The sequence below is a fragment of the Pseudorhodoferax aquiterrae genome (assembly GCF_014652235.1).
Classification (GTDB): domain Bacteria; phylum Pseudomonadota; class Gammaproteobacteria; order Burkholderiales; family Burkholderiaceae_C; genus Pseudorhodoferax; species Pseudorhodoferax aquiterrae.
In genome coordinates this window covers 56,651-75,503 of record NZ_BMYK01000008.1, presented here as the reverse complement: position 1 = coordinate 75,503, position 18,853 = coordinate 56,651, and the positions used below count along the sequence as shown (strand labels likewise).

The following is an 18,853-nucleotide window of genomic DNA, read 5'->3' as shown; positions in this document are numbered from 1 at the left end:
CACCGCGCCTCGCATGGAAGGCGCACCGGGCGCACAATTGCTATACGCTTGGCGCATGACCGAGCCGACCAGTTCTTCCATCGCGGGCGACCGCCTGCAGCTCATGGACACCTTCGTGCGCATCGTCGAGGCCGGCAGCCTGTCGGCCGCCGCGGCGCAGTTGCAGTCCACCCAGCCCACCGTGAGCCGGCGGCTGCAGCTGCTCGAACGCTCGCTGGGGGTGCGCCTGCTGCAGCGCTCCACGCACGCGATGCGGCTCACGGTGGATGGCGAGCGCTGCTTCGCGCGCGCCAAGGAGCTGCTGGCCAGCTGGGCCGCGTTCGAGGCCGACCTGCGTGGTGCCCAGCAGGAGCCCGAGGGCACGCTGCGCGTGGCCATGCCGCACGCCTTCGGCCAGGACCGCTTCGTCGCGCCGCTGGCCGATTTCCTGCGCGCGCACCCGCGCGTGTCGGTGGAATGGCTGCTGCGCGACGACGTGCGCGACTTCATCGCCGCCGGCATCGACTGCGCCGTGCAGGTGGGCGAGCCGGCCGACCCCTCGGTGGTGGCCGTGCGCCTGTCGGAGGTGCCGCGCATCGTGGTCGGCGCGCCGCGGCTGCTGGCCGGCGCGCCGCCGCCGCAGGACGCGCAGGAGCTGGCGGCGCTGCCCTGGCTGGCGCTGCAGACCTTCTACCGCCACGAGATCGCGCTGCGCCACCGCGCCAGCGGCCGGCTCGCGCGCATCACCCTGCAGCCGCGCATGAGCACCGACAGCCTCTACGCGCTGCGCAGCGCGGCGCTCCAAGGCCTGGGCGTGTGCGCGGGTTCGGCCTGGCTGCTGGAGGACGACATCGCCCAGGGCCGCTTGCTGCACCTGGCGCCGCAGTGGGAAGCAGCGCCGCTGCCTGTCTACATCGTCTACCCGCAGGCGCGCTACTACCCCTCGCGGCTGCTGCGTTTCGTGGCGGCGATGCGGGCGGCGGTGCCGGGGCTGACGGGGGCGGAGGATGGCGAGGGTGGCGCTGCGCTTCAGGCGTGAGCGGCCGCCAGCCGGTCGAGCGGGCTGCGCACGGCCATGCCGCCCATGCGGATCACGTGGGTGTAGACCATGGTGGTGGCCACGTCGGCATGGCCCAGCAGTTCCTGCACGGTGCGGATGTCGCTGCCGCTTTGCAGCAGGTGCGTGGCGAAACAGTGGCGCAGCGTGTGCGGCGTGGCGGGCTTGGCGATGCCGGCCTGCTGCACGGCCCGCTTGAAGGCGCGCTGGAAGGTTTCTGCGTAGAGGTGGTGGCGCCGGATGACGCCGCTGCGCGGATCGGTGGCGACATGGTCTTGCGGAAACACCCAGAACCAGCCCCAGCTGCTGCCGGCGCGCGGGTACTTGCGCTCCAGCGCATGCGGCAACTCGACGCCGGCCTGGCCGGCCGCCGCATCGGCGTTCCAGACCAGCCGGCTGCGCGCCAGTTGCGCGCGCAGGTCGGGCACCAGGCTGTCGGGCAGCATGACCACGCGGTCCTTGCCGCCCTTGCCTTCGCGCACGAAGACTGCGCGCTGCGCGAAGTCGAGGTCCTTGACGCGCAGGCGCAGGCCTTCGTTGATGCGCAGCCCGGTGCCGTACAGCAGCCTGGCCAGCAGCCCGTGTTCGCCCTTCATGCGGCCCAGCACCGCGGCCACCTCATCTGGCGCCAGCACCACCGGCAGCCGCCGCTTGGGCACGGGCCGGCCGATCTCTGCCATCCAGGGCAGTTGCACCTCCAGCACCTTGCCATAGAGGAACAGCAAGGCCGAAAGCGCCTGCCGGTGCGTGGACGGCGCCACGCAGCGCTCGGCGGCCAGGTGCGTGAGGAAGGCTTCGACCTCTTCCCTGCCCATGTCGACAGGGTGGCGCAGCCCATGGAAGCGGATGAAGGCCCGGCACCATTGCACGTAGGCCCGCTCGGTCTGCAGGCTGTAGTGCATGAGACGGATGCGCTCGCGCACCCGGTCGAGCAGGCGCGCCGATTGCAGCGGCGGCAACGGCGCCATGTTGTTCGTATGCACATCGCGTTGACGGAATGCAATGGCGGAAGACAACATCGGCTGCACCTCGTGGCAAGATCCACAGGCCGTCAAGCAAATTTGTAACGCCCGCAGGTTTCGGTGGCCAATTTATCACTGGATGGAGATCCAGTAAATTGAATGAATTTTGATGGAAATCAATGGCTTATTCGATCGTTCTGCAGCCGGATCGCACGGCATGGGTTGTGATATCCGGCGTTTGCGTGCGTGATACAACAAGTTATGGCGCTGTTTAGCTACGACTTTCTCCGCAGTCAAGTTGTATCGCGACTTGGCGGCGATGAGCGGCGCATTGCCGAGTTGTTCAAGGACCGCGCTGTCTTCGAAGCGCTGCAGGCTGGCGGCACCGATGGCGACTGGTATCACTTTCGGCAGAAGGCGTTCGACGGGTGGTATCTGGTTGAAGGCGCCGACGGCTTCGAGGTGTATTTCCAGGAGCGGGGACGGGTTTCCTCTTGGGCATCATTTCCCACACTGAATACTGCAGCGATCTACTTCTTCAGCGAGAGCGGCTATGCGCGTCCATAACCTTTTGGTCAAGCGGACCTGCGCCAGCTACGCTGGCTGGTCCGCTTACCGCAAACGTTATGGCTCAGCGCGCCACGTCTTTCAAATGATCCAAAAGACTTGAATGCAAAAAATTTTCTGCACTGCGCTCGCGCTGACATTGTCGGGTTGTAACTCCGTCTATCAGCGGCCGATGGGCCTCGACGACACTGCGAAAGTCCGATTTGTCGCTGCGCAGCAGAAGCACAAGCATTCGGCGATGTCGGTGTACGCCCATACAGGCGAAGGATGCAGAGCGCCCCAGAAGATTGTTGGTCTGGGCGGAGGAGTTCTAAATGTTGGTGGACTAGCACCCGAATTGGGTGACATCGGCATGTCGAAGAACCCTGTATCTACTTATGTCCTCGGCCAGTACTTCGAAACGTCGGTACACGCTGACAAGCGCTTTCATTTCACAATAATTGGAGAGGAACCTGGTAGGTCTTGTAAGGTCAGCGTATCGTTTCTTCCCGCTGCGCGCGAGGAGTACGAGGTAACCTATGTAACCGGCCAATCCAGTTGTTCTGTGAGCGTAGAAAAGATTTCTCTTCAAAATTCGAGCTTCGTGAAGAAGCCAGAACCCAGCAGCGTGAAGCTACAAAACGCGTGTGTTCTGTTGTTGAACTGAATACGGGGCTCTTTTTGTCTGTGGTGACTGCCTAGCTGAGCCCTAACCTGTCATTGCAGCGGACGGCTTCACCGCCCGCTGAATTTCAATGTTGGGCATAGTCATCTGGACACCATATGCGCTGGCTTTTTCATTTGGCCCCCATCACCTGCTGGCTCATCGCTGGCGCACTTCTCTGGTGGCGCGTCAATCCGGTGTCCGGGGGTTTCATCGTTTTAGGGCTTGTGTTGGAGGTCGCGGGTTGGTTCTTCTTTGCAACGGCGCGCAAGGCGTCATCAAACGATTGCAAGCACCAACAGTGCGCTCCATAAGAGCCGCAATCTCTTTGCTTCGCACCAGGTGTTGGTCGGTTGAGCTTGGGCGTCGGACGTCATAAGGAATCGTTGTGCTGAGTTTGATGAGTGAACAGTGGTCAAAACTGCAACACGCATATGGCAGCGCGGCGGACGCGCCCGCGCTGTTAGCTCGATTGAGTTCGCTTCCATCGTCTGAAGGCGATGCCGAGCCGTGGTTCAGTCTTTGGAGCGCACTCGCTCACCAAGGCGATGTTTACTCCGCGTCGTTTGCTGCTGTTCCACATGTCATTGCCGCGCTGGCAATCGCGCCAGCCGAAGCTGATGCATCATTTCTGCAATTCCCCGCATGGGTGGAGATCTGCAGGGCGAAAGGCGCAGTCGAAGTTCCCGAAGAGCTGTCCGAGGCCTATTTCGGCTCCCTGGCGCGCCTTCCTTCGCTGGCGGCGTTGGCTCTCGCCGGTCGGCGTGAGCGAGGTGTGGTTGCCTGTGCCCTGTCTGCCACCGCCGCCGCCCAGGGACAGCACGCAATTGCCGAGGCAGTGCTTGAAATGGCGCAGCCCGAGACGGCTGAGCAATTCCTGCAATGGCGCTTGGACCAATGACGCCCAAGTTGCTTCCGCCTGCTGAATGACCGACGCGTCGTGGTCGGCCGAAGGCTGCGAATCCGAAGCGGCTGATTTCCATTGGGTTGACCGGAGACGGGATTCCATGCTGCCCGGCCAATGGGCCGGGGATGGCAGATGCAGACGGCAGAAAAGCGCAGCAACTCCGCGTTCCAACGATGCAGAACAATTTTCTTGATCGGACCGCCTTCGGCGGCCGCCGTGCTCGCATGCGAGGGACTGCGTGATGCGTCATCGCAGCTTTACGCTCGAATGTGCGCCAGCCATGTTTCAGCCGCGGGCGTCTCATGCAGCCCGCCTCCAGATCGTGCCTGTGAAGCAACGCAATGCGGCCTTGTGCAAACGCCTGTGGTCAGAGGTAGGGGCCGGATTCTGGACTGAGCGCATCCGCTGGAGTCCGATGCGGTGGCAAGAGCACCTCCGGCAGCCAAATGTCTCCTTCTGGGTGGCACAGGTATCGGGTCAGCAAGTGGGATGTTTCGAGCTCACCGAGTCGATCCGCGGTGTGAAGATCGAGGGCTTTGGACTGCTTCCCCCATACCGAGGTCAGGGCCTTGGTCGGGACCTCCTGACAGCGGCGACGCAACAGGCCTTCGCGACAGGGGCCCGCAAGGTATGGCTGCACACCGCCACCGATGATCACCCGCATGCGCTTCCCAACTACTTGTCGGGCGGCTACAAGATCGTGCGGGAGCGGGACCTCAGGCATCCGGTGCAATCGCAGCCCGTGCAAAAACTTGGCGCAGCGCGAGGCCGTGTCGTCTGATAAGGCGATCGAACCTGGCGGCTCGGGCAGGCCGGTCTTGGAAAGCACCGGCAACGCGGCACCAGGCATCTGTCCAGGTGGTCGCCCGGAGATGGATCTTCCTTTGGAGGCACGCATGGACTATGACGAAGAGCGCATCGACGAAGTGGCATTGGCGCTGCTGGCCGCGTTCAGCTTCGACGGCGGCCGGTCGTGGAAGGGGTTCGACTTCGGGGTGTTGGACCGGCTCCATGCCAAGGGCATGCTCGGCGATCCCGTGGGTCGGGCGAAGTCGGTGTGGCTCACGGAGCAGGGGCTTGCGCAAGGGCTTCGTGCGGCGGAGCGCTTGTTCGGCGTTGTGCCCCCCGAGAGCGACTGACCGGCGGGTGGCGCGGGCCGCGGGGCAGCCGGCCGCTGCGCCGTCGCGCGCGGCTCAGCTCGCCGCCCACCGTCGCCATACCATCGCAGCCCCTTCAACCAACTCCTGTGCCCCATGCTCAACCACGTGATGCTCGGCTCCAATGACATCGAACGCTCCAAGCGCTTCTACGACGCCGTGCTCGGCGTCCTCGGCGCCGGCGAGGCCTTCCGCAATGTCGCGGCTTCGGGCCATGTGCGGCTGTTCTACCGCCACGACGGCAGCAGCTTCGGCCTGAGCCAGCCCATCAACGGCGAGCCGGCCACCTGCGCCAACGGCGGCACCATCGGCTTCAAGTGCAGCTCGCCCGAGCAGGTCCAGCAGTTCCACGATGTCGCCGTGGCGCACGGCGGCCGCTCCATCGAAGAACCGCCGGGCCTGCGCGAGAGCAACATGGGCGCCATGCACCTGGCCTATGTGCGCGACCCGGACGGCAACAAGCTCTGCGCCGTCTACCGCGTCAAGCCGTCCTGAGGGCCGCCGGGCCATGGCCATCGAACTGTCCAAGGACGTGCGCAAGGAGGCCATCGCCTCCATCGAGCGCTACTTCCGCGAGCACATGGACGAGCCCATCGGCAACATCGCCGCGGGCGGTCTGCTGGGCTTCTTCCTCGAGGAGATCGGCCCTGCCGTCTACAACCAGGCCGTGGCCGACGTGCAGGAGCGGTTGCAGGCCCGCGTGGCCGAGCTCGACCTCGAGGTGCACGAGGACGCCTTCACCTACTGGCGCAAGTTCGAGCGCCAGGCCAAGCCGCGCAGATGAGCGCGGGTTGGGCCCGCCCTGAAGGCCCGCCGTCCATGCAGATGGTGCCGGCGCGCTTGGCGTAGAGTCCCGCGCATGCCAGACAACCGCCCCAACCTGATCTTCATCCTTGCCGACGACCTGGGCTATGCCGACCTGGGCTGCACCGGCGCGCGCGATGCGGCCAACCGGCCGATCGACGTTTCACCCCGGCTGGACCGCATGGCAGCCGAGGGCCTGCGCTTCACGCGCGGCTATGCCAACTCGGCCGTTTGCTCGCCCACGCGCTTCGCGCTGATCACGGGCCGCTACCAGTACCGCCTGCGCGGCGCGGCCGAGGAGCCGCTGGCCGCCGCCCATGGCGACAAGGTGCTGGGCCTGCCGCCCGCGCATCCCACGCTGCCCTCGCTGCTGAAGGACGCCGGCTACGCCACGGCCCTGGTGGGCAAGTGGCACCTGGGCTACCCGCCGCACTTCGGCCCGCGCCTGTCGGGCTACGATGAGTTCTGGGGCTTCCATGCGGGCGGTGCCGACTACTTCTCGCACCTGGACCCGCGCGGCAACCACGACCTGTGGGAGAACGAAACCGAGATCCACCGCGAGGGCTACCTCACGGACCTGCTCAGCGCGCGTGCCGCCGAGTTCATCGAACGCCAGGATGCGGCCAAGCCCTTCCTGCTGAGCCTGCACTACAGCGCGCCGCACTGGCCCTGGCTCACGCGCGAGGACGCGGCCGAGTCCGCGCGCATCGGCGCCGGCCTCAAGCACCTGGACGGCGGCAGCCTGGCCACCTACCAGAAGATGGTCACGCAGATGGACGAGGGCATCGGCCGCGTGCTGGACGCGTTGGCGCGGCGGGGCCTGGCGGACAACACGCTGGTGGTGTTTACGAGCGACAACGGCGGCGAGCGCTTCTCCAACAACTGGCCCTTCGTGGGCGGCAAGATGGATTTGCTCGAAGGCGGCCTGCGCGTTCCCTTGCTGGCGCGCTGGCCCGCGCGCATCGCGGCCGGCGGTGTCAGCGACCGGCCCAACCTGAGCATGGACTGGACGGCCACCTTCCTCGATGCGGCCGGCGTGGCGCCCCACCCTGGTTACCCGCTGGATGGCCAGAGCCTGCTGCCGCACTTCGCCGACCCGGCCGCGCCGGCGCCCGAGCGCGACCTGTTCTGGCGCATGAAGCACCGCGGCCAGCGCGCGCTGCTGCGCGGCGACTGGAAGTACCTGCGCCAGGACGGCAACGAGTTCCTGTTCGACGTGGTGGCCGACCCGCGCGAGCGGGCCAACCAGGCGGCGCGCCAGCCCGCGCGCCTGGCTGAATTGCGTGCGGCCTGGGAAGCGCTGGACGCGCAGATGCCGCCCATCCCGCAGGAGGCCCGCGTGTCGCTGGTGTTCGGCCCCAAGGACCTGCCGCAGGCGACGTTCTGAGCGCCGCTCAGCGCGGCGGCAGTGCCGTGCCCTGAAAGGCCGCCAGCTGCCACGCCCCCGCGCGCCGCAGCCACACCGCGAGGTAGCAGGCGGCAACGCTGCGCGGCAGGCCGTCGCGCAGCACCTCGGCGTGCATCTCGCCCGCGACGGTGCCGGCGTCCGCCGTGCATTGCACGGCCAGCGGCCTGAAGGCCAGTCGCCGGTAGGCGATCTGCCCGCCGGCCAGCTTGGCCAGCAGGCTGCCCTGCGTGTCGCTGGCGCCGGTGGAGTGCGTGTAGCGCAGGTCCGGCGCCAGCAGGCTCTCCAGCGCGGCGATGTCGCCGGCCAGCATCGCCGTGCGGCGCTGCTCCTCCAGCGCAAGCAACGCGGCTTCGCTCATTCGTCCCGGATGCCGTTGCGCAGCACGCCGATCGCGTCGACCTCGATCTCCACCACATCGCCCGGCTTCATGAAGACGGGCGGGGTGCGCTTGTTGCCCACGCCGCCCGGCGTGCCGGTCACGATCACGTCGCCGGGCTCCAGCGGGATGAAGGCCGAGATGTAGGCGATCTGGCGCGGGATGCTGTGGATCATCATGTCGGTGGTGGCGCGCTGCATTTCCTGGCCGTTCAGGCGCGTGACCAGCGTCATCTGCTGGTCGGGTGCGATCTCGTCGGCCGTCACCAGCCAGGGGCCGAAGCCGCCCGTGCGCCAGAAGTTCTTGCCCGGCGCCCACTGCGAGGTGTGCAGCTGCCAGTCGCGCACGCTGCCGTCGTTGTAGCAGCTGTAGCCGGCGATGTGCTGCCAGGCATCGGCCTCGGCGATGTGGCGGCCGCCCTGGCCGATCACGATGGCGATCTCGCCCTCGTAGTCCAGCCGCTCGGACACGCGCGGGCGCACGATGTCCTCGCCATGCGCCAGCTGCGAATCGGCCACGCGCAGGAAGATCACGGGTTTTTCGGTCACCTGCTTGCCGGTCTCGCGCACGTGCTCGCCGTAGTTCAGGCCGATGCAGAAGATCTTGCCGGGGTTGGGCACCACGGGCAGCAGCTGCACCTCGTTGAGCGGCAGCGTGGCCTTGGCGTTCTGCACGGCGGTGCGGGCTTCGTCGACGAGGCCGGCGGCGATCAGCGCCTTGAGGTCGGGCGCACGCGCGCCGAACACGGCGCGCAGGTCGACGACGCGTTCGCCGACGACGGCGCCGTAGCTGTCCTGGCCGTTGGTCTGGTAGCTGATGAGTTTCACGGGATGTCCTTATCAAAGGGAGGGGAGGGAGGTTTCAGCCCAACCGACCTCCGATGCGCGTGGCGGCGTCGGTGACCAGTCGGACCAGCTTGTCAAGGTCGACGATCGCCAGGCGCGAGGACGCGAACACCAGCGAGATGGCGGCCCAGGCACCGCCATCGGCTTTGGGAATGGGCGCGGCCACGGCCACGAGCTGCGGCTCCAGCTCGCCGCGCGAGACATAGTGGCCGGCCTTGCGGATGGCCGCGAAGCTGCGCCGAAAGCTGCTCCAGTCCGCCGGCAGGCCGGCACGCACGGCCTCGGCATGCTGGGACTCGAACACCTTCTTGAGCGCCGCCGGCGCGAAGCTGGCCAGCAGCACCTTGGGGGCCGCGCCCAGGAACAGCGGGCGCGGCCGGCCGCGCCCGTAGGCCAGCGTGGCCGGCGCACCGCCCATCTCGCGGTGCGTGTCCAGCACCTGGGTGCCGAACAGCCCGGTCACCACGCAATCGAAGCCGGTGGCGGCCACCAGTTCGCGCAGCACCGGCAGGCCGGTCTGGAGCACCGGGTCGGCGCCGCGGATGTAGTGGTCCAGCAGGATGATGCGCGGCCCCAGCGCGTACTGCGAGTCCTCCACGCGCTGCAGCAGCCCGGCCTGCAGCAGCAGGCGGACATAGCGGTAGCTGGTGGGCAGCGACACCTCGAGCAGCGTCGCGATGTCCTCCGCGCTGCGCGCGCGGTGGGTGTCGTCGAACAGGTCGAGCACGCCCAGCATGCGCTCCAGGCTGGACGAAGAAGATTCCGACAAGGCAGGTTCCCGTTGAGTGGTTCATGGCGCGACGGGAAGGTATTGCGAGATGCGATCCAGTTCAGGGCCCGTGCGCGCGACGCCGACGATATACCGGTCGGGGCGCAGGATGACGGCCTGGGCGCCATGGGCGTCCAGCCAGGCCTCGATGCCGGGCTCGGGCTGGTCGATGACGATGGCGTCGCTGCGGCGCCAGCGCTCGGCCGTGGCCGGGGCGGCGGCCTGCAGCGTGTCGCGCCGGCCGATCACGGCGCTGCGCCGGCCCAGCAGCTCGTCGAGCAGGCGGCCATCGCGCAGCCGCGGCTGCGGGAAGGGGCGGCCGGCGATGGCTTCGGCCTGCGGGTCGAAGGCGCCCGCGCCCAGCAGCTGCGGCGGCAGCTCGAAGATCTCGGGCCGGCCCGCGGCGAAGCGCGCGTCGCGCGCGGCGGCCTCGGCGGCGTCGGTGGTCTGGATGATGCCGCCCAGGCGCACGGCCAGTTCGATCAGCGCGCGCACATGGGGCTTGCGCTCGGACTCGTAGGTGTCCAGCAGCGCCTCGGGCGCGCGGCCGGCCAGCACGGCGTCCAGCTTCCAGGCCAGGTTGGCCGCGTCGCGGATGCCGGCGCACATGCCCTGGCCCAGGAAGGGCGGGGTCTGGTGGCAGGCGTCGCCGGCCAGCAGCAGCCGGCCCGCGCGCCAGCCCTCGGCGATCACGGAATGGAAGGTGTAGATGGCCGCACGCTCGAGCTGCGCCTGCTCGGGGCGCACCCAGGGCGCGACCAGGCGCCACAGCGACCCGGGCTGCACCAGCGCGGCGCGGTCGTCCTCGGGCAGCACCATGATCTCCCAGCGCCGGCGTGCGCCTACCACGTTGCAGTAGGTCATGGGGCGGCGCGGGTCGCAGTGCTGCACCGTGTGGGCGGGCAGGTCCACGGGCTGCTGCAGGATGACGTCGAACACCAGCCAGGGCTGGCGCAGGCCCAGGTCCACCATCGTGCTGCCCATGTGCTGGCGTACGGGCGAGCGTGCGCCGTCGCAGCCGACCAGGTAGCGGGCGCGCAGGCTGTCGGTGCCGCCGGCATGGCGCACCTGCAGCGCGACGCCGTCATCCTGCGTGGCGATGCCCACGAGTTCGTGGCCCAGGCGCAGGTCCACCTGCGGGTAGCGCGCCAGGCCGGCGCGCAGCACAGCCTCCAGCTCGGGCTGGTGGAAGTAGTAGTTGTTGGCCCCGCCGTGCGGCCCCAGCGCGGCCGTGCCGCCGCGGACCAGCAGGGTCTGCCCCGTGCCGTTGACGAAGTGCATGCCCTGGGTGCCGGGCCGCGCGATGGCCAGCACCTGCTCGCGCAGGCCGACCGACTGCAGCACGCGCAGCACCTCGCCGTCGAAGTGGATGGCGCGCGGCAGCGGGAAGATGCCGGCCTCCTTCTCCAGCACCAGCACGGACCGGCCGGCGGCGCCGAGCAGGTTGGCCAGCATGGCACCCGTGGGCCCCAGGCCCACGATGGCCACGTCGTAGACGGACTTTTCTTCAGCCACGCTGGTCTTCCTGCATGCGGCGGGCGACCTCGGCCTGCCATTGCGCGCGCGGCATGAACTTGGGGTAGCGCCGCGCGATGGCCTCGGCCTGGGCCAGGATCTCGGCATCGGGCCGGGCCAGATCGATGGGCTCGCGCAGCGGCTGGTCGCAGTACCAGGGCGTGTCCATGAACAGCTCGAGCCGGTTGCCCTCGGGGTCGCGGCAGTACAGCGAGACCGCGTTGCCGTGCGTGACGGGGTGCATGTCGCTGGCGCCTTCAGCCAGCAGCCGGTCGTGGAAGCCGCGCAGCGCCGCCAGGTCGGGCACGCGGAACGAGATCTGGTTGACCACGTTGAAGGCCATGTCGGCCGGCCGGCCCGTGGCCAGGACCAGTTGGTGGTGCTCGTTCGGGTCGCGGCTCAGGAACACCAGCTGCACGGCGCCCAGGTCGCCCGCGTCGGTCTGCGTGAAGCGCAGCGCCCCCTTGTAGAAGCGCGCCATGCGCGGAAGGTCGGTCACGTACAGGCCGATGTGGCTGAACTGCAGTTGCGAAGGTGTTTCCATCGAATTGTCTCCTCCCGATAACGGGTGTCCTTGATGATCGTGTCGATGGTCAAATAGTATCTGAATTATCGTATTTTGACAATAGACTGGATTTTTGTAAGATTCACGCCGTGCAATGGGCACACATTCGCAACAGGAGACATCGATGGCTTTTTTCCAAGGGTTCGTGAAAAGCGGGGCGGGGTTGGCGCTGGCGGCGCTGCTGGCCGCCATACCGCTGGGCGCGGCAGCGCAGGCCGACTACCCGGCCAAACCGGTGCGCATCGTTGCGCCGTTCCCCGCAGGCAGCGGGCCGGACGCCAACGCGCGCGAGCTGGCGGCCGGGCTCACGGCCGTGCTGGGCCAGAGCTTCTTCGTCGAGAACCGTCCGGGCGCCTCGAACATCATCGGCACCGAGGCCGCGGCCCGCGCGCCGGCCGACGGCTACACGCTGTACATCGGCACCACGAGCTCGCTGTCGGTGGTGCCGCACCTGTACAGCAAGCTGCCGTTCAACGCCGCCCGCGACTTCGCGCCGATCAGCCTGCTGGGCGTGCTCAACACCGGCCTGATCGCCACGCCGGGCCTGGCGGCGAAGGACGCGCGCGAACTCGTGGCCCAGCTCAAGGCCAGGCCCGAGTCGGTCGCCGTGGCCACGCAGGGGCCGGGCAGCTATTCGCACCTGTCGGGCGTGTGGTTCAACAACGCGGCCGGCGTGCGCAGCAACCTCGTTCCCTACAACAGCAACAGCCCCTACACCGACCTGATGGCCGGCCAGGTGCAGCTGATGTTCGACGGCCTGCCGGCGGCGGCCGGTCCCATCCGCGGCGGCAAGCTCAAGCTGCTGGGTATCACGGGCAAGGCGCGCCATCCGAGCTTCCCGGACGTGCCCACCTTCGCCGAGCAGGGCCTTCCCGACTACACGCCCATCGCCTGGCAGGGCGTGCTGGCGCCGGCCGGCACACCGACGGCCATCCTGGAAAAGCTCAGCGCGGCCATGGCCAAGGTCTGCCAGTCGCCCGACCTGCAGAAGAAGTGGCGCGACTACGGCGGCGAGCTGCGCTGCAACACGCCGGCCGAGTTCGCGGCCTTCATCGAGGCCGACCGCGCGATGTGGGGCCAGGTGGTGCGCGCGGCGGGCGTCAAGCTGGATTGAGCAGGCGCGCCGTGCTCAAGCAATCCCCTTCCCACCGCACACTGCTGTCTTGCGGTGCGGGCAACGTGTTGGGCTCCGCGATGGTCCGCGCATGGGCCTCGGCCTGGCCGCGCCGACCGCTGCGCGTCGTCCCGGCCGGCAGTCCCTGGGACCGGCAGGGCTTGCGACCACAGCTGTTCGCCGCTCCGTGGCCAGGAAGAAGCGAGGCGCTCGGCGCGGCGTCTGGACGCCGATGTGGCGCCTCAGCCCGCCGGCCAGGCCGACTGCTGCGCCTCGGCCCGCACGACCGCGGCGCGCAGTTCCAGCAGCGGTGTGGCCAGGCGCGCGGCCGCTTGTTCGAGGGGTTCCTCGGTCGACGTGCTGAGGTTGAGCACGTAGGGCGCACCGAACGCGTCCAGCGGCGTCGCCACGGCCACCACCTCGGGCTGCCAGGACGCCGCGCAGTACCCATGCGCAAGCACCGCCTGGCGTGACGCTTCGATCGCCTCGGCCAATGCCGGCCAGGTGCGGCCGCGCCGGCTGCGGAACAGGGCGAGCAGGGCCTTGCGGCGCGCCGGCGGTGCCACTGCGAGGTAGGCGCGGCCGAGCGAGGTGAGCTCCATCGGCACGCGCTGGCCCGACACCACCTGGCGCAGCGCCACGCGCCGCGCATAGCGGATCGATTCGAGGTAGACCATCTCGTCGCGGTCGGGCGCGGCCAGTCCCACGTTGATGCGCTCGCGCTGCGCCAGCGCCTGCATGAATGGCGCCGCCACCGCGAGGATGCGCGAGCCCGTGCGCATGGCCTGCCCCAGGCTCAGCACCGCGGGTGCCAGGCGGAACGCGCGTCCGGCGCTGTCCTGCTGCAGCATGCCCATGCCCACCAGGGTCTGCGTGAGCCGGCTCACGGTGGCCTTGGACAGGCCCGTGCGCTCCACCAGGTCCGCATTGCCGAGCAGTTCCGAACCCGGCCGGAACGCGCGCAGGATCTCGATGCCGCGCTCCAGCGAGCGGTTGGCAGGCGAGGCCCCGGGCTTGGGGTCGAGGATGGCGGAGCGGCTCGCGGGCATGGCGGCATCGTACGGCACGACGCCATGCCGACAGCGCGGTGGGGGCGCCGCCTGTCCGGACTGCGGTTCCACTCCATGGAACAAGGGGGGTCACAGCGCCGCCTCGGATCCCTAAGCTCGCGGCCATTCCAGTGCAGCTGGATGTTCCATTCCAACGTTCGGAGACCTTTCGATGCGAGCTTTCCTTTCCCGTGCATGGTGTCTGCGGCTGGCCGGCGCCGGCCTCGTTCTGGCCCTGACCGCAGGCGCGGCCCAGGCCGACTTCCCGACCAAACCGGTGCGCATCGTCGTGCCCTTCGCGCCCGGCGGCGGCACCGACCTGATCGCGCGCACGCTGGGCCAGGAGATGGCCAAAGACCTGGGCCAGCCCGTCATCATCGACAACAAGCCCGGCGCGGGCACCATCATCGGCACCGATGCCGTGGCCAAGGCGGCGCCGGACGGCTACACGCTCGTGATGGCCAGCTTCGCGCATGCGGTGAACCCCAGTCTGCAGAGCAAGCTGCCGTTCGACAACGCCAATGCCTTCGCGCCCGTGATGCTGGTCGGCCGCGGTCCCAACGTGCTGGTGGTGCGCCCGGCCAGTCCGCTCAAGACGGTGCAGGACGTGCTGTCCGCCGCGCGGGCCAACCCGGGCAAACTGACCTACGCCTCACAGGGTGCCGGCACCTCAGCGCATCTGGCCGGCGAGATGTTCGACAACCTGGCCAAGGTGAAGACCTTGCACGTGCCCTACCGCGGCGCGGGCCCGGCGATGACCGACCTCATGGGCGGGCAGGTGGAGATGTTTTTCGGCACGGCCGCGGCCGTCGCGCCGTTCGTGGACCGCGGGCAACTGCGCGCCATCGCGGTGACCAGCGCCGAGCCGTCCGCCGCCTTCAAGGGCATTCCCACCATCGGCGCCAGCATTGCCGGCTACGGTGGAAAGCTGGTATGGCTTGTACGCGCCGGCCGGCACGCCGAAGGACGTGATCTCTCGCTTGAACGCCGCCGCCCGCAAGGCGGCCCGTTCGCCGGAGTTCGCGCGCAAGGTCGAGGCCGAGGGCCTTGCCATCGGCGCGGGCGAACCCGCCGAACTCGACACCTACGTGCGCGCCGAGGAGGCCCGCTGGGCCCGCATCGTCAAGGAAAACGGCATCAAGGCCGACTGAACCCACCCATCTCCGACAGACCGCCATGACCTACGAACTCATCACCCTGCAGGTGGCCGACAGCATCGCCACGCTGACCCTGAACCGTCCCGACAAGCGCAACGCCATGAGCGACGACATGCGCACCGAATTCATCGATGCGCTGGAACGCGTGGCGGCCGACAAGTCCATCAAGGCCCTGGTGCTGACCGGAGCCGGCAGGGGCTTTTGCGCCGGCGGCGACATCGCCGGCATGCAAAAGCGCATGAACGCGCCGGCCGGTGAAGTGGGCTTCAACGGCTGGCACCGCCAGCAGCGCGTGCACCATGTGCAGGCCCTGCTGCACACCATGCCCAAGCCGGTGATCGCAGCCGTCAATGGCGCCGCTTCGGGCCTGGGGGCGGATACGGCGCTGGCCTGCGACTTCGTGATCGCCAGCGAGTGGGCCAGCTTCGCCTGGTCGTACATCCACCGCGGCATCATCCCCGACGGCGGCGGCATGTACTTCCTGCCGCGCCGTGTGGGCCTGGCCCGCGCCAAGGAGCTGATCTTCACGGGCCGCCAGGTCAAGGTGGACGAGGCCCTCGCGCTGGGCATCGTGGACCGAAAGACCAGCGCCGAGACGCTGGTGGCCGACGCGCAGGCCTGGGCCGCCGAACTCGGCCAGGGCTCGGCCACGGCCCTCGCGCTGACCAAGACCATCCTGAACCAGAGCTTCGAGCTGTCAGCGCACGACGTGTTCGCGCAGGGCAGCCAGGCCCAGGGCATCTGCTACACGAGCAGCGAGCACCGCGCCGCCGTCGAAGCCTTTCTCCACAAGAACGCTGCCAGGGAGTGATGCGATGAACGACGCCATTTCCAGACTGCTCTCGCCGCGCAGCGTCGCCGTCATCGGCGCCTCCGCCGACCCGAAGAAGACCAGCGGTCGTCCCGTGGCCTACCTGCGCAAGCACGGCTACGCCGGCCGCATCCTGCCGGTCAACCCCAAGGTCGAGCGCATCGGCGATCTGCCGTGCTACCCCGACATCGCCTCCCTTCCGGAGGTGCCGGACGTGGCCGTGGTGCTGCTGGGCGCCGAGCGCGCGCACGTGGCCGTCCGGGAGCTGTCGGCGCGCGGCTGCGCGGCGGCCATCGTGCTGGCCAGCGGCTACACCGAGACCGGCGCGGAGGGGGCACGCCGGCAGCAGCAACTGGTGGAGGCGGCCGGCGCCATGCGCATCCTCGGCCCCAACACCATCGGCCTGGTCAATCTGACCGACGGCATCGTGCTCTCGCCCTCGGGTGCGCTGGAGATGGACGCGTTCCCGGTGGGCGGCATCGGCGTCGTGTCGCAGAGCGGCGGCATCCTGGGCGCGCTGCTGTCGCGCGCCGCGGCGCGCGGCATCGGTCTGTCCAAGCTGATCGCCACGAGCAACGAGGTCGATCTCGAACTGGCCGACTTCGTGGACCACCTGGCCGACGATCCGGCGACGCGGGTGATCGCGCTGTACGTGGAAACGGTGCGCCATCCCGCGAAGTTCCGCGCTGCCTGCCTGAAGGCCGCGCGCGCCGGCAAGCCGGTGGTGGCCTTCAAGATCGGGCGCTCCGAAGCCGGGGCCCAGGCCGCGGTCTCGCACACGGGCGCCATGGCCGGGGCCGACCGCATGTACGACGCGCTGTTCCGCCAGGTGGGCGTGGTGCGCGCGCAGAGCTTCTCCGACCTGCTGGACATTCCCGCGGCGCTGGCCACCGGGCGCCGGTTGCACGGCAGGCGCGTGGCCATCCTGACCTCTACCGGCGGCGCCGGCACCCTGGTCTCCGACGACCTGGGGGTGGCGGGCTTCGAGACGCCAGCGCCCGACGTGGCCACGGCCGATGCGCTGCGTGCGCTGCAGAGCGGCAGCGAGGCGGTGCTGGACCGCAACCCCATCGACGTGACGCTCGCGGGCCTGCGGCCCGATCTGCTGCGCGGCGCGATCCAGGCGTTGCTGGCCAGCCCGACCTACGACGCGCTGGTCATCATCGTCGGCTCCTCCAGCCTGGCCATGCCCGAACTGCTGGCTGGCGCGATCCAGGACTGCCTGCCCGCCTCGGACAAGCCGGTGCTGGCCTACGTGAGTCCGCACGCGCCCGAGATCGGCGCGCTGTTGACGCAGCGCGGCGTGCCCGCCTTCGCCGCCGCCGAGAGCTGCACGGCCGCGCTGGCCGGCATGCTGCGCGTGGCGCAGTTCCAGGCGCCTGTGCGGGAGGACGCTGCCGCACCGCGCGCCGTGGCGCTGGACCCCTTGCCCTGCGGCGCGCTCGACGAGGCCGAGGCCAAGCGGCTGTTCGCCCGCTTCGGCGTGCCCTGTGCGGCCGAACGCGTGGTCGCCACGGCCGAGGAGGCGCAGGCGGCGGCGGCTGCACTGGGCGGGCGCGTGGTGCTCAAGATCCTGTCGGCGCAGATCACGCACAAGAGCGATGTCGGCGGCGTGGCCGTGGGCTTGACACCCGAAACCATCGGCGCACGCCTGGGCCAGATGGCCTGCGAGGTCGAGGCCCGGGCCGGCGTGCAGCCCCGGCGCTTCCTCGTGCAGGAGATGGTCGGCGGCGGCACCGAGCTGATCCTGGGCATGCACCGCGATGCACTGGGCACGGCCATCCTGCTGGGCATGGGCGGCGTGACGGCGGAGTTGTTCCAGGACACCACATTGCGCCTGCTGCCGCCCTCGGGCGGCCTGTCGCACGACGAAGCGCTGGCGATGGCGCAGGCGCTTCGGACCTGGCCGCTGCTGGACGGCTTCCGCGGCCGGCCCAGGGCCGACGTGCAGGCGCTGGTCACGGCCGTCGTCGCCTTCTCGCAGATGGTCGCGCAGCTCGGGGACCGGCTGCTCGAGGCCGAGATCAACCCCGTGTTCGTGCTGCCCGAAGGCCAGGGTGTGCGCGCGGCCGACGGCGTCGTCGTGCTGCTTTGAACCGCCTGCGGCCCCCGGACCGGCCGGCCCGTGCGCCGGGACGCGACGGGGCTGCACGCCACCCACCGACATTCCACGGAGCAACGCCATGCGGCGACGAATTCTTCTGCAGGCTGGCGGCGCCATCGCGGCTGCGGCCACGGCCGTGGCAGCGCGGGCGCAGGCCTGGCCGTCCCGGCCGATCCGGCTGGTCGTGCCGTTCCCGGCGGGCGGCGGCACCGACGCGATGGCGCGCGCGCTGGGCGAGGCCATCGCCCAGGACACGGGGCAGCCCGTGTTCGTGGACAACCGGGCGGGCGCCGGCACCGTGATCGGCAACGACCTGGTGGCCAAGAGCGCGCCCGACGGCCACACGCTGTTGCTCAACACCAGCGCACTGGCCATCGTGCCCAGCCTGTACCCGCGGTTGCCGTACCCGGCCGACACCGCCTTCGCCGCAGTGATGCTGCTGGGTCGCGCGCCGAACGTGGCCGTGGTCCGTGCCGAGAGCCCGCTGGCCTCGGCAGCCGACTTCCTCGCCAAGGCCCGGGCCCGGCCCGGTGGGCTGGCCTACGGCTCGGCCGGCAATGGCACATCGACCCACCTGGCTGCCGAGCTGCTCAAGAACTCGGCCGGCATCTTCGTCACGCACGTGCCCTACCGGGGGGCGACCCCCATGGTCAACGATGTGCTGGCGGGGCAGATCGATCTGGGCTTCGGCACGCTGCCGAGCGTGGCACCGTTCCTGGCCACGGGCAAGCTGCGCGCGCTGGCCGTGACCGCGGGCCGGCGCTCACCGCTGCTGCCCGCCGTGCCGACCTTCGCCGAGGCGGGTGTGGCTGGCTACGAGGCCGATGTCTGGTATGGCCTGTTCGCGCCGGCCGGCCTGCCCGACGCGCTGCTGCAGGCCGTACACGCCGCCATGCGCCGTGCCAGCGCCACGCCCGCCTTCGAGCGGCGCGCGGCGCAGGAAGGCTTGCAGCTCACGCGCGAGGACCCGGCCGCCACCGAACGCATCGTGCGGGAGGAGCGCGCCAAATGGCTGCGCCTCGTGCAGGCGCAGTCCATCAAGGCGGAATGACCATGACACTGTC

20 protein-coding genes and 1 pseudogene are annotated in these 18,853 nt (G+C 69.3%); 14 read left to right on the top strand and 7 right to left on the bottom strand.

All coding sequences use genetic code 11. The annotated features are described in order from the left end of the window. Window positions 1–55: 55 nt before the first annotated feature. Window positions 56–1,018, top strand: a complete 963-nt coding sequence (locus tag IE209_RS14980) for a LysR family transcriptional regulator (protein WP_229882864.1) — start codon at window positions 56–58, stop codon at window positions 1,016–1,018. Here IE209_RS14980 and IE209_RS14975 read toward each other — a convergent pair. Beyond that, complete coding sequence (locus IE209_RS14975) at window positions 1,009–2,004, bottom strand: integron integrase (RefSeq protein ID WP_189687762.1); 996 nt, start codon at window positions 2,002–2,004, stop codon at window positions 1,009–1,011. The two genes, IE209_RS14980 and IE209_RS14975, sit on opposite strands and share 10 nt — an antisense overlap. A gap of 255 nt (window positions 2,005–2,259) precedes the next feature. Here IE209_RS14975 and IE209_RS14970 point away from each other — a divergent pair, with 255 nt between their 5' ends. From IE209_RS14970 to IE209_RS14935, 8 genes are all read left to right on the top strand, one after another. Then, window positions 2,260–2,565: a hypothetical protein gene (locus IE209_RS14970; RefSeq protein WP_189687761.1), complete on the top strand. Its 306-nt coding sequence runs from the start codon at window positions 2,260–2,262 to the stop codon at window positions 2,563–2,565. 103 nt (window positions 2,566–2,668) lie between these two features. Beyond that, on the top strand, window positions 2,669–3,211 hold the full coding sequence (locus tag IE209_RS14965; RefSeq protein ID WP_189687760.1) for a hypothetical protein: 543 nt from the start codon (window positions 2,669–2,671) through the stop codon (window positions 3,209–3,211). 385 nt (window positions 3,212–3,596) lie between these two features. Then, complete coding sequence (locus tag IE209_RS14960) at window positions 3,597–4,109, top strand: hypothetical protein (RefSeq protein ID WP_189687759.1); 513 nt, start codon at window positions 3,597–3,599, stop codon at window positions 4,107–4,109. A 247-nt stretch (window positions 4,110–4,356) separates the two neighbouring features. Further along, a complete protein-coding gene (locus tag IE209_RS14955) occupies window positions 4,357–4,896 on the top strand; it encodes a GNAT family N-acetyltransferase (protein ID WP_189687758.1) in 540 nt (179 codons plus the stop codon). Window positions 4,897–5,011: 115 nt separating this feature from the next. After that, window positions 5,012–5,254 (top strand): DUF6429 family protein, encoded by a 243-nt coding sequence (locus IE209_RS14950; protein WP_189687757.1) that lies wholly within the window; start codon window positions 5,012–5,014, stop codon window positions 5,252–5,254. A gap of 114 nt (window positions 5,255–5,368) precedes the next feature. Continuing rightward, window positions 5,369–5,767, top strand: coding sequence for a VOC family protein (locus tag IE209_RS14945; protein ID WP_189687756.1), 399 nt, complete (start codon window positions 5,369–5,371; stop codon window positions 5,765–5,767). Between the two features lie 13 nt (window positions 5,768–5,780). Further along, entirely contained in the window at window positions 5,781–6,056 is a 276-nt protein-coding gene (locus IE209_RS14940) for a DUF2164 domain-containing protein (protein WP_189687755.1), read from the top strand. Window positions 6,057–6,131: 75 nt separating this feature from the next. Then, entirely contained in the window at window positions 6,132–7,463 is a 1,332-nt protein-coding gene (locus tag IE209_RS14935) for a sulfatase family protein (protein ID WP_189687754.1), read from the top strand. A gap of 7 nt (window positions 7,464–7,470) precedes the next feature. On the opposite strand, the gene IE209_RS14930 is transcribed toward IE209_RS14935, so the two are convergent. Genes IE209_RS14930 through IE209_RS14910 form a run of 5 tightly spaced genes read right to left on the bottom strand, consistent with a single transcriptional unit; the run spans window position 7,471 to window position 11,533 of the window. Next, a complete protein-coding gene (locus IE209_RS14930) occupies window positions 7,471–7,842 on the bottom strand; it encodes a nuclear transport factor 2 family protein (RefSeq protein WP_189687753.1) in 372 nt (123 codons plus the stop codon). Continuing rightward, complete coding sequence (locus IE209_RS14925) at window positions 7,839–8,687, bottom strand: fumarylacetoacetate hydrolase family protein (RefSeq protein WP_189687752.1); 849 nt, start codon at window positions 8,685–8,687, stop codon at window positions 7,839–7,841. The genes IE209_RS14930 and IE209_RS14925 overlap by 4 nt, the downstream gene beginning before the upstream one ends. A 34-nt stretch (window positions 8,688–8,721) precedes the next feature. Beyond that, window positions 8,722–9,474: an IclR family transcriptional regulator gene (locus tag IE209_RS14920; protein ID WP_229882863.1), complete on the bottom strand. Its 753-nt coding sequence runs from the start codon at window positions 9,472–9,474 to the stop codon at window positions 8,722–8,724. Window positions 9,475–9,495: 21 nt separating this feature from the next. Continuing rightward, a complete protein-coding gene (gene mhpA, locus IE209_RS14915) occupies window positions 9,496–10,989 on the bottom strand; it encodes a bifunctional 3-(3-hydroxy-phenyl)propionate/3-hydroxycinnamic acid hydroxylase MhpA (protein WP_189687751.1) in 1,494 nt (497 codons plus the stop codon). After that, window positions 10,982–11,533: a VOC family protein gene (locus IE209_RS14910; protein ID WP_189687750.1), complete on the bottom strand. Its 552-nt coding sequence runs from the start codon at window positions 11,531–11,533 to the stop codon at window positions 10,982–10,984. Before IE209_RS14910 ends, mhpA begins: the two co-directional genes overlap by 8 nt. 145 nt (window positions 11,534–11,678) lie before the next feature. On the opposite strand from IE209_RS14910, the gene IE209_RS14905 reads away from it, so the two are divergent. Beyond that, window positions 11,679–12,668, top strand: coding sequence for a Bug family tripartite tricarboxylate transporter substrate binding protein (locus IE209_RS14905; RefSeq protein WP_189687749.1), 990 nt, complete (start codon window positions 11,679–11,681; stop codon window positions 12,666–12,668). Window positions 12,669–12,910: 242 nt separating this feature from the next. Here the strand turns inward: IE209_RS14905 and IE209_RS14900 are convergent, their stop codons facing one another. Next, window positions 12,911–13,717, bottom strand: a complete 807-nt coding sequence (locus tag IE209_RS14900) for an IclR family transcriptional regulator (RefSeq protein ID WP_189687748.1) — start codon at window positions 13,715–13,717, stop codon at window positions 12,911–12,913. A gap of 172 nt (window positions 13,718–13,889) precedes the next feature. On the opposite strand from IE209_RS14900, the pseudogene IE209_RS14895 reads away from it, so the two are divergent. The 4 genes and pseudogenes from IE209_RS14895 (at window position 13,890) to IE209_RS14880 (ending at window position 18,840) form a co-directional block, all read left to right on the top strand. Continuing rightward, window positions 13,890–14,868 (top strand): annotated as a pseudogene (locus tag IE209_RS14895) (tripartite tricarboxylate transporter substrate binding protein). A 25-nt stretch (window positions 14,869–14,893) separates the two neighbouring features. After that, window positions 14,894–15,685: an enoyl-CoA hydratase/isomerase family protein gene (locus IE209_RS14890; RefSeq protein WP_189687747.1), complete on the top strand. Its 792-nt coding sequence runs from the start codon at window positions 14,894–14,896 to the stop codon at window positions 15,683–15,685. A 4-nt stretch (window positions 15,686–15,689) separates the two neighbouring features. Then, a complete protein-coding gene (locus IE209_RS14885) occupies window positions 15,690–17,780 on the top strand; it encodes an acetate--CoA ligase family protein (RefSeq protein ID WP_189687746.1) in 2,091 nt (696 codons plus the stop codon). 88 nt (window positions 17,781–17,868) lie between these two features. Further along, complete coding sequence (locus IE209_RS14880; protein WP_189687745.1) at window positions 17,869–18,840, top strand: tripartite tricarboxylate transporter substrate binding protein; 972 nt, start codon at window positions 17,869–17,871, stop codon at window positions 18,838–18,840. Window positions 18,841–18,853 lie beyond the last annotated feature (13 nt).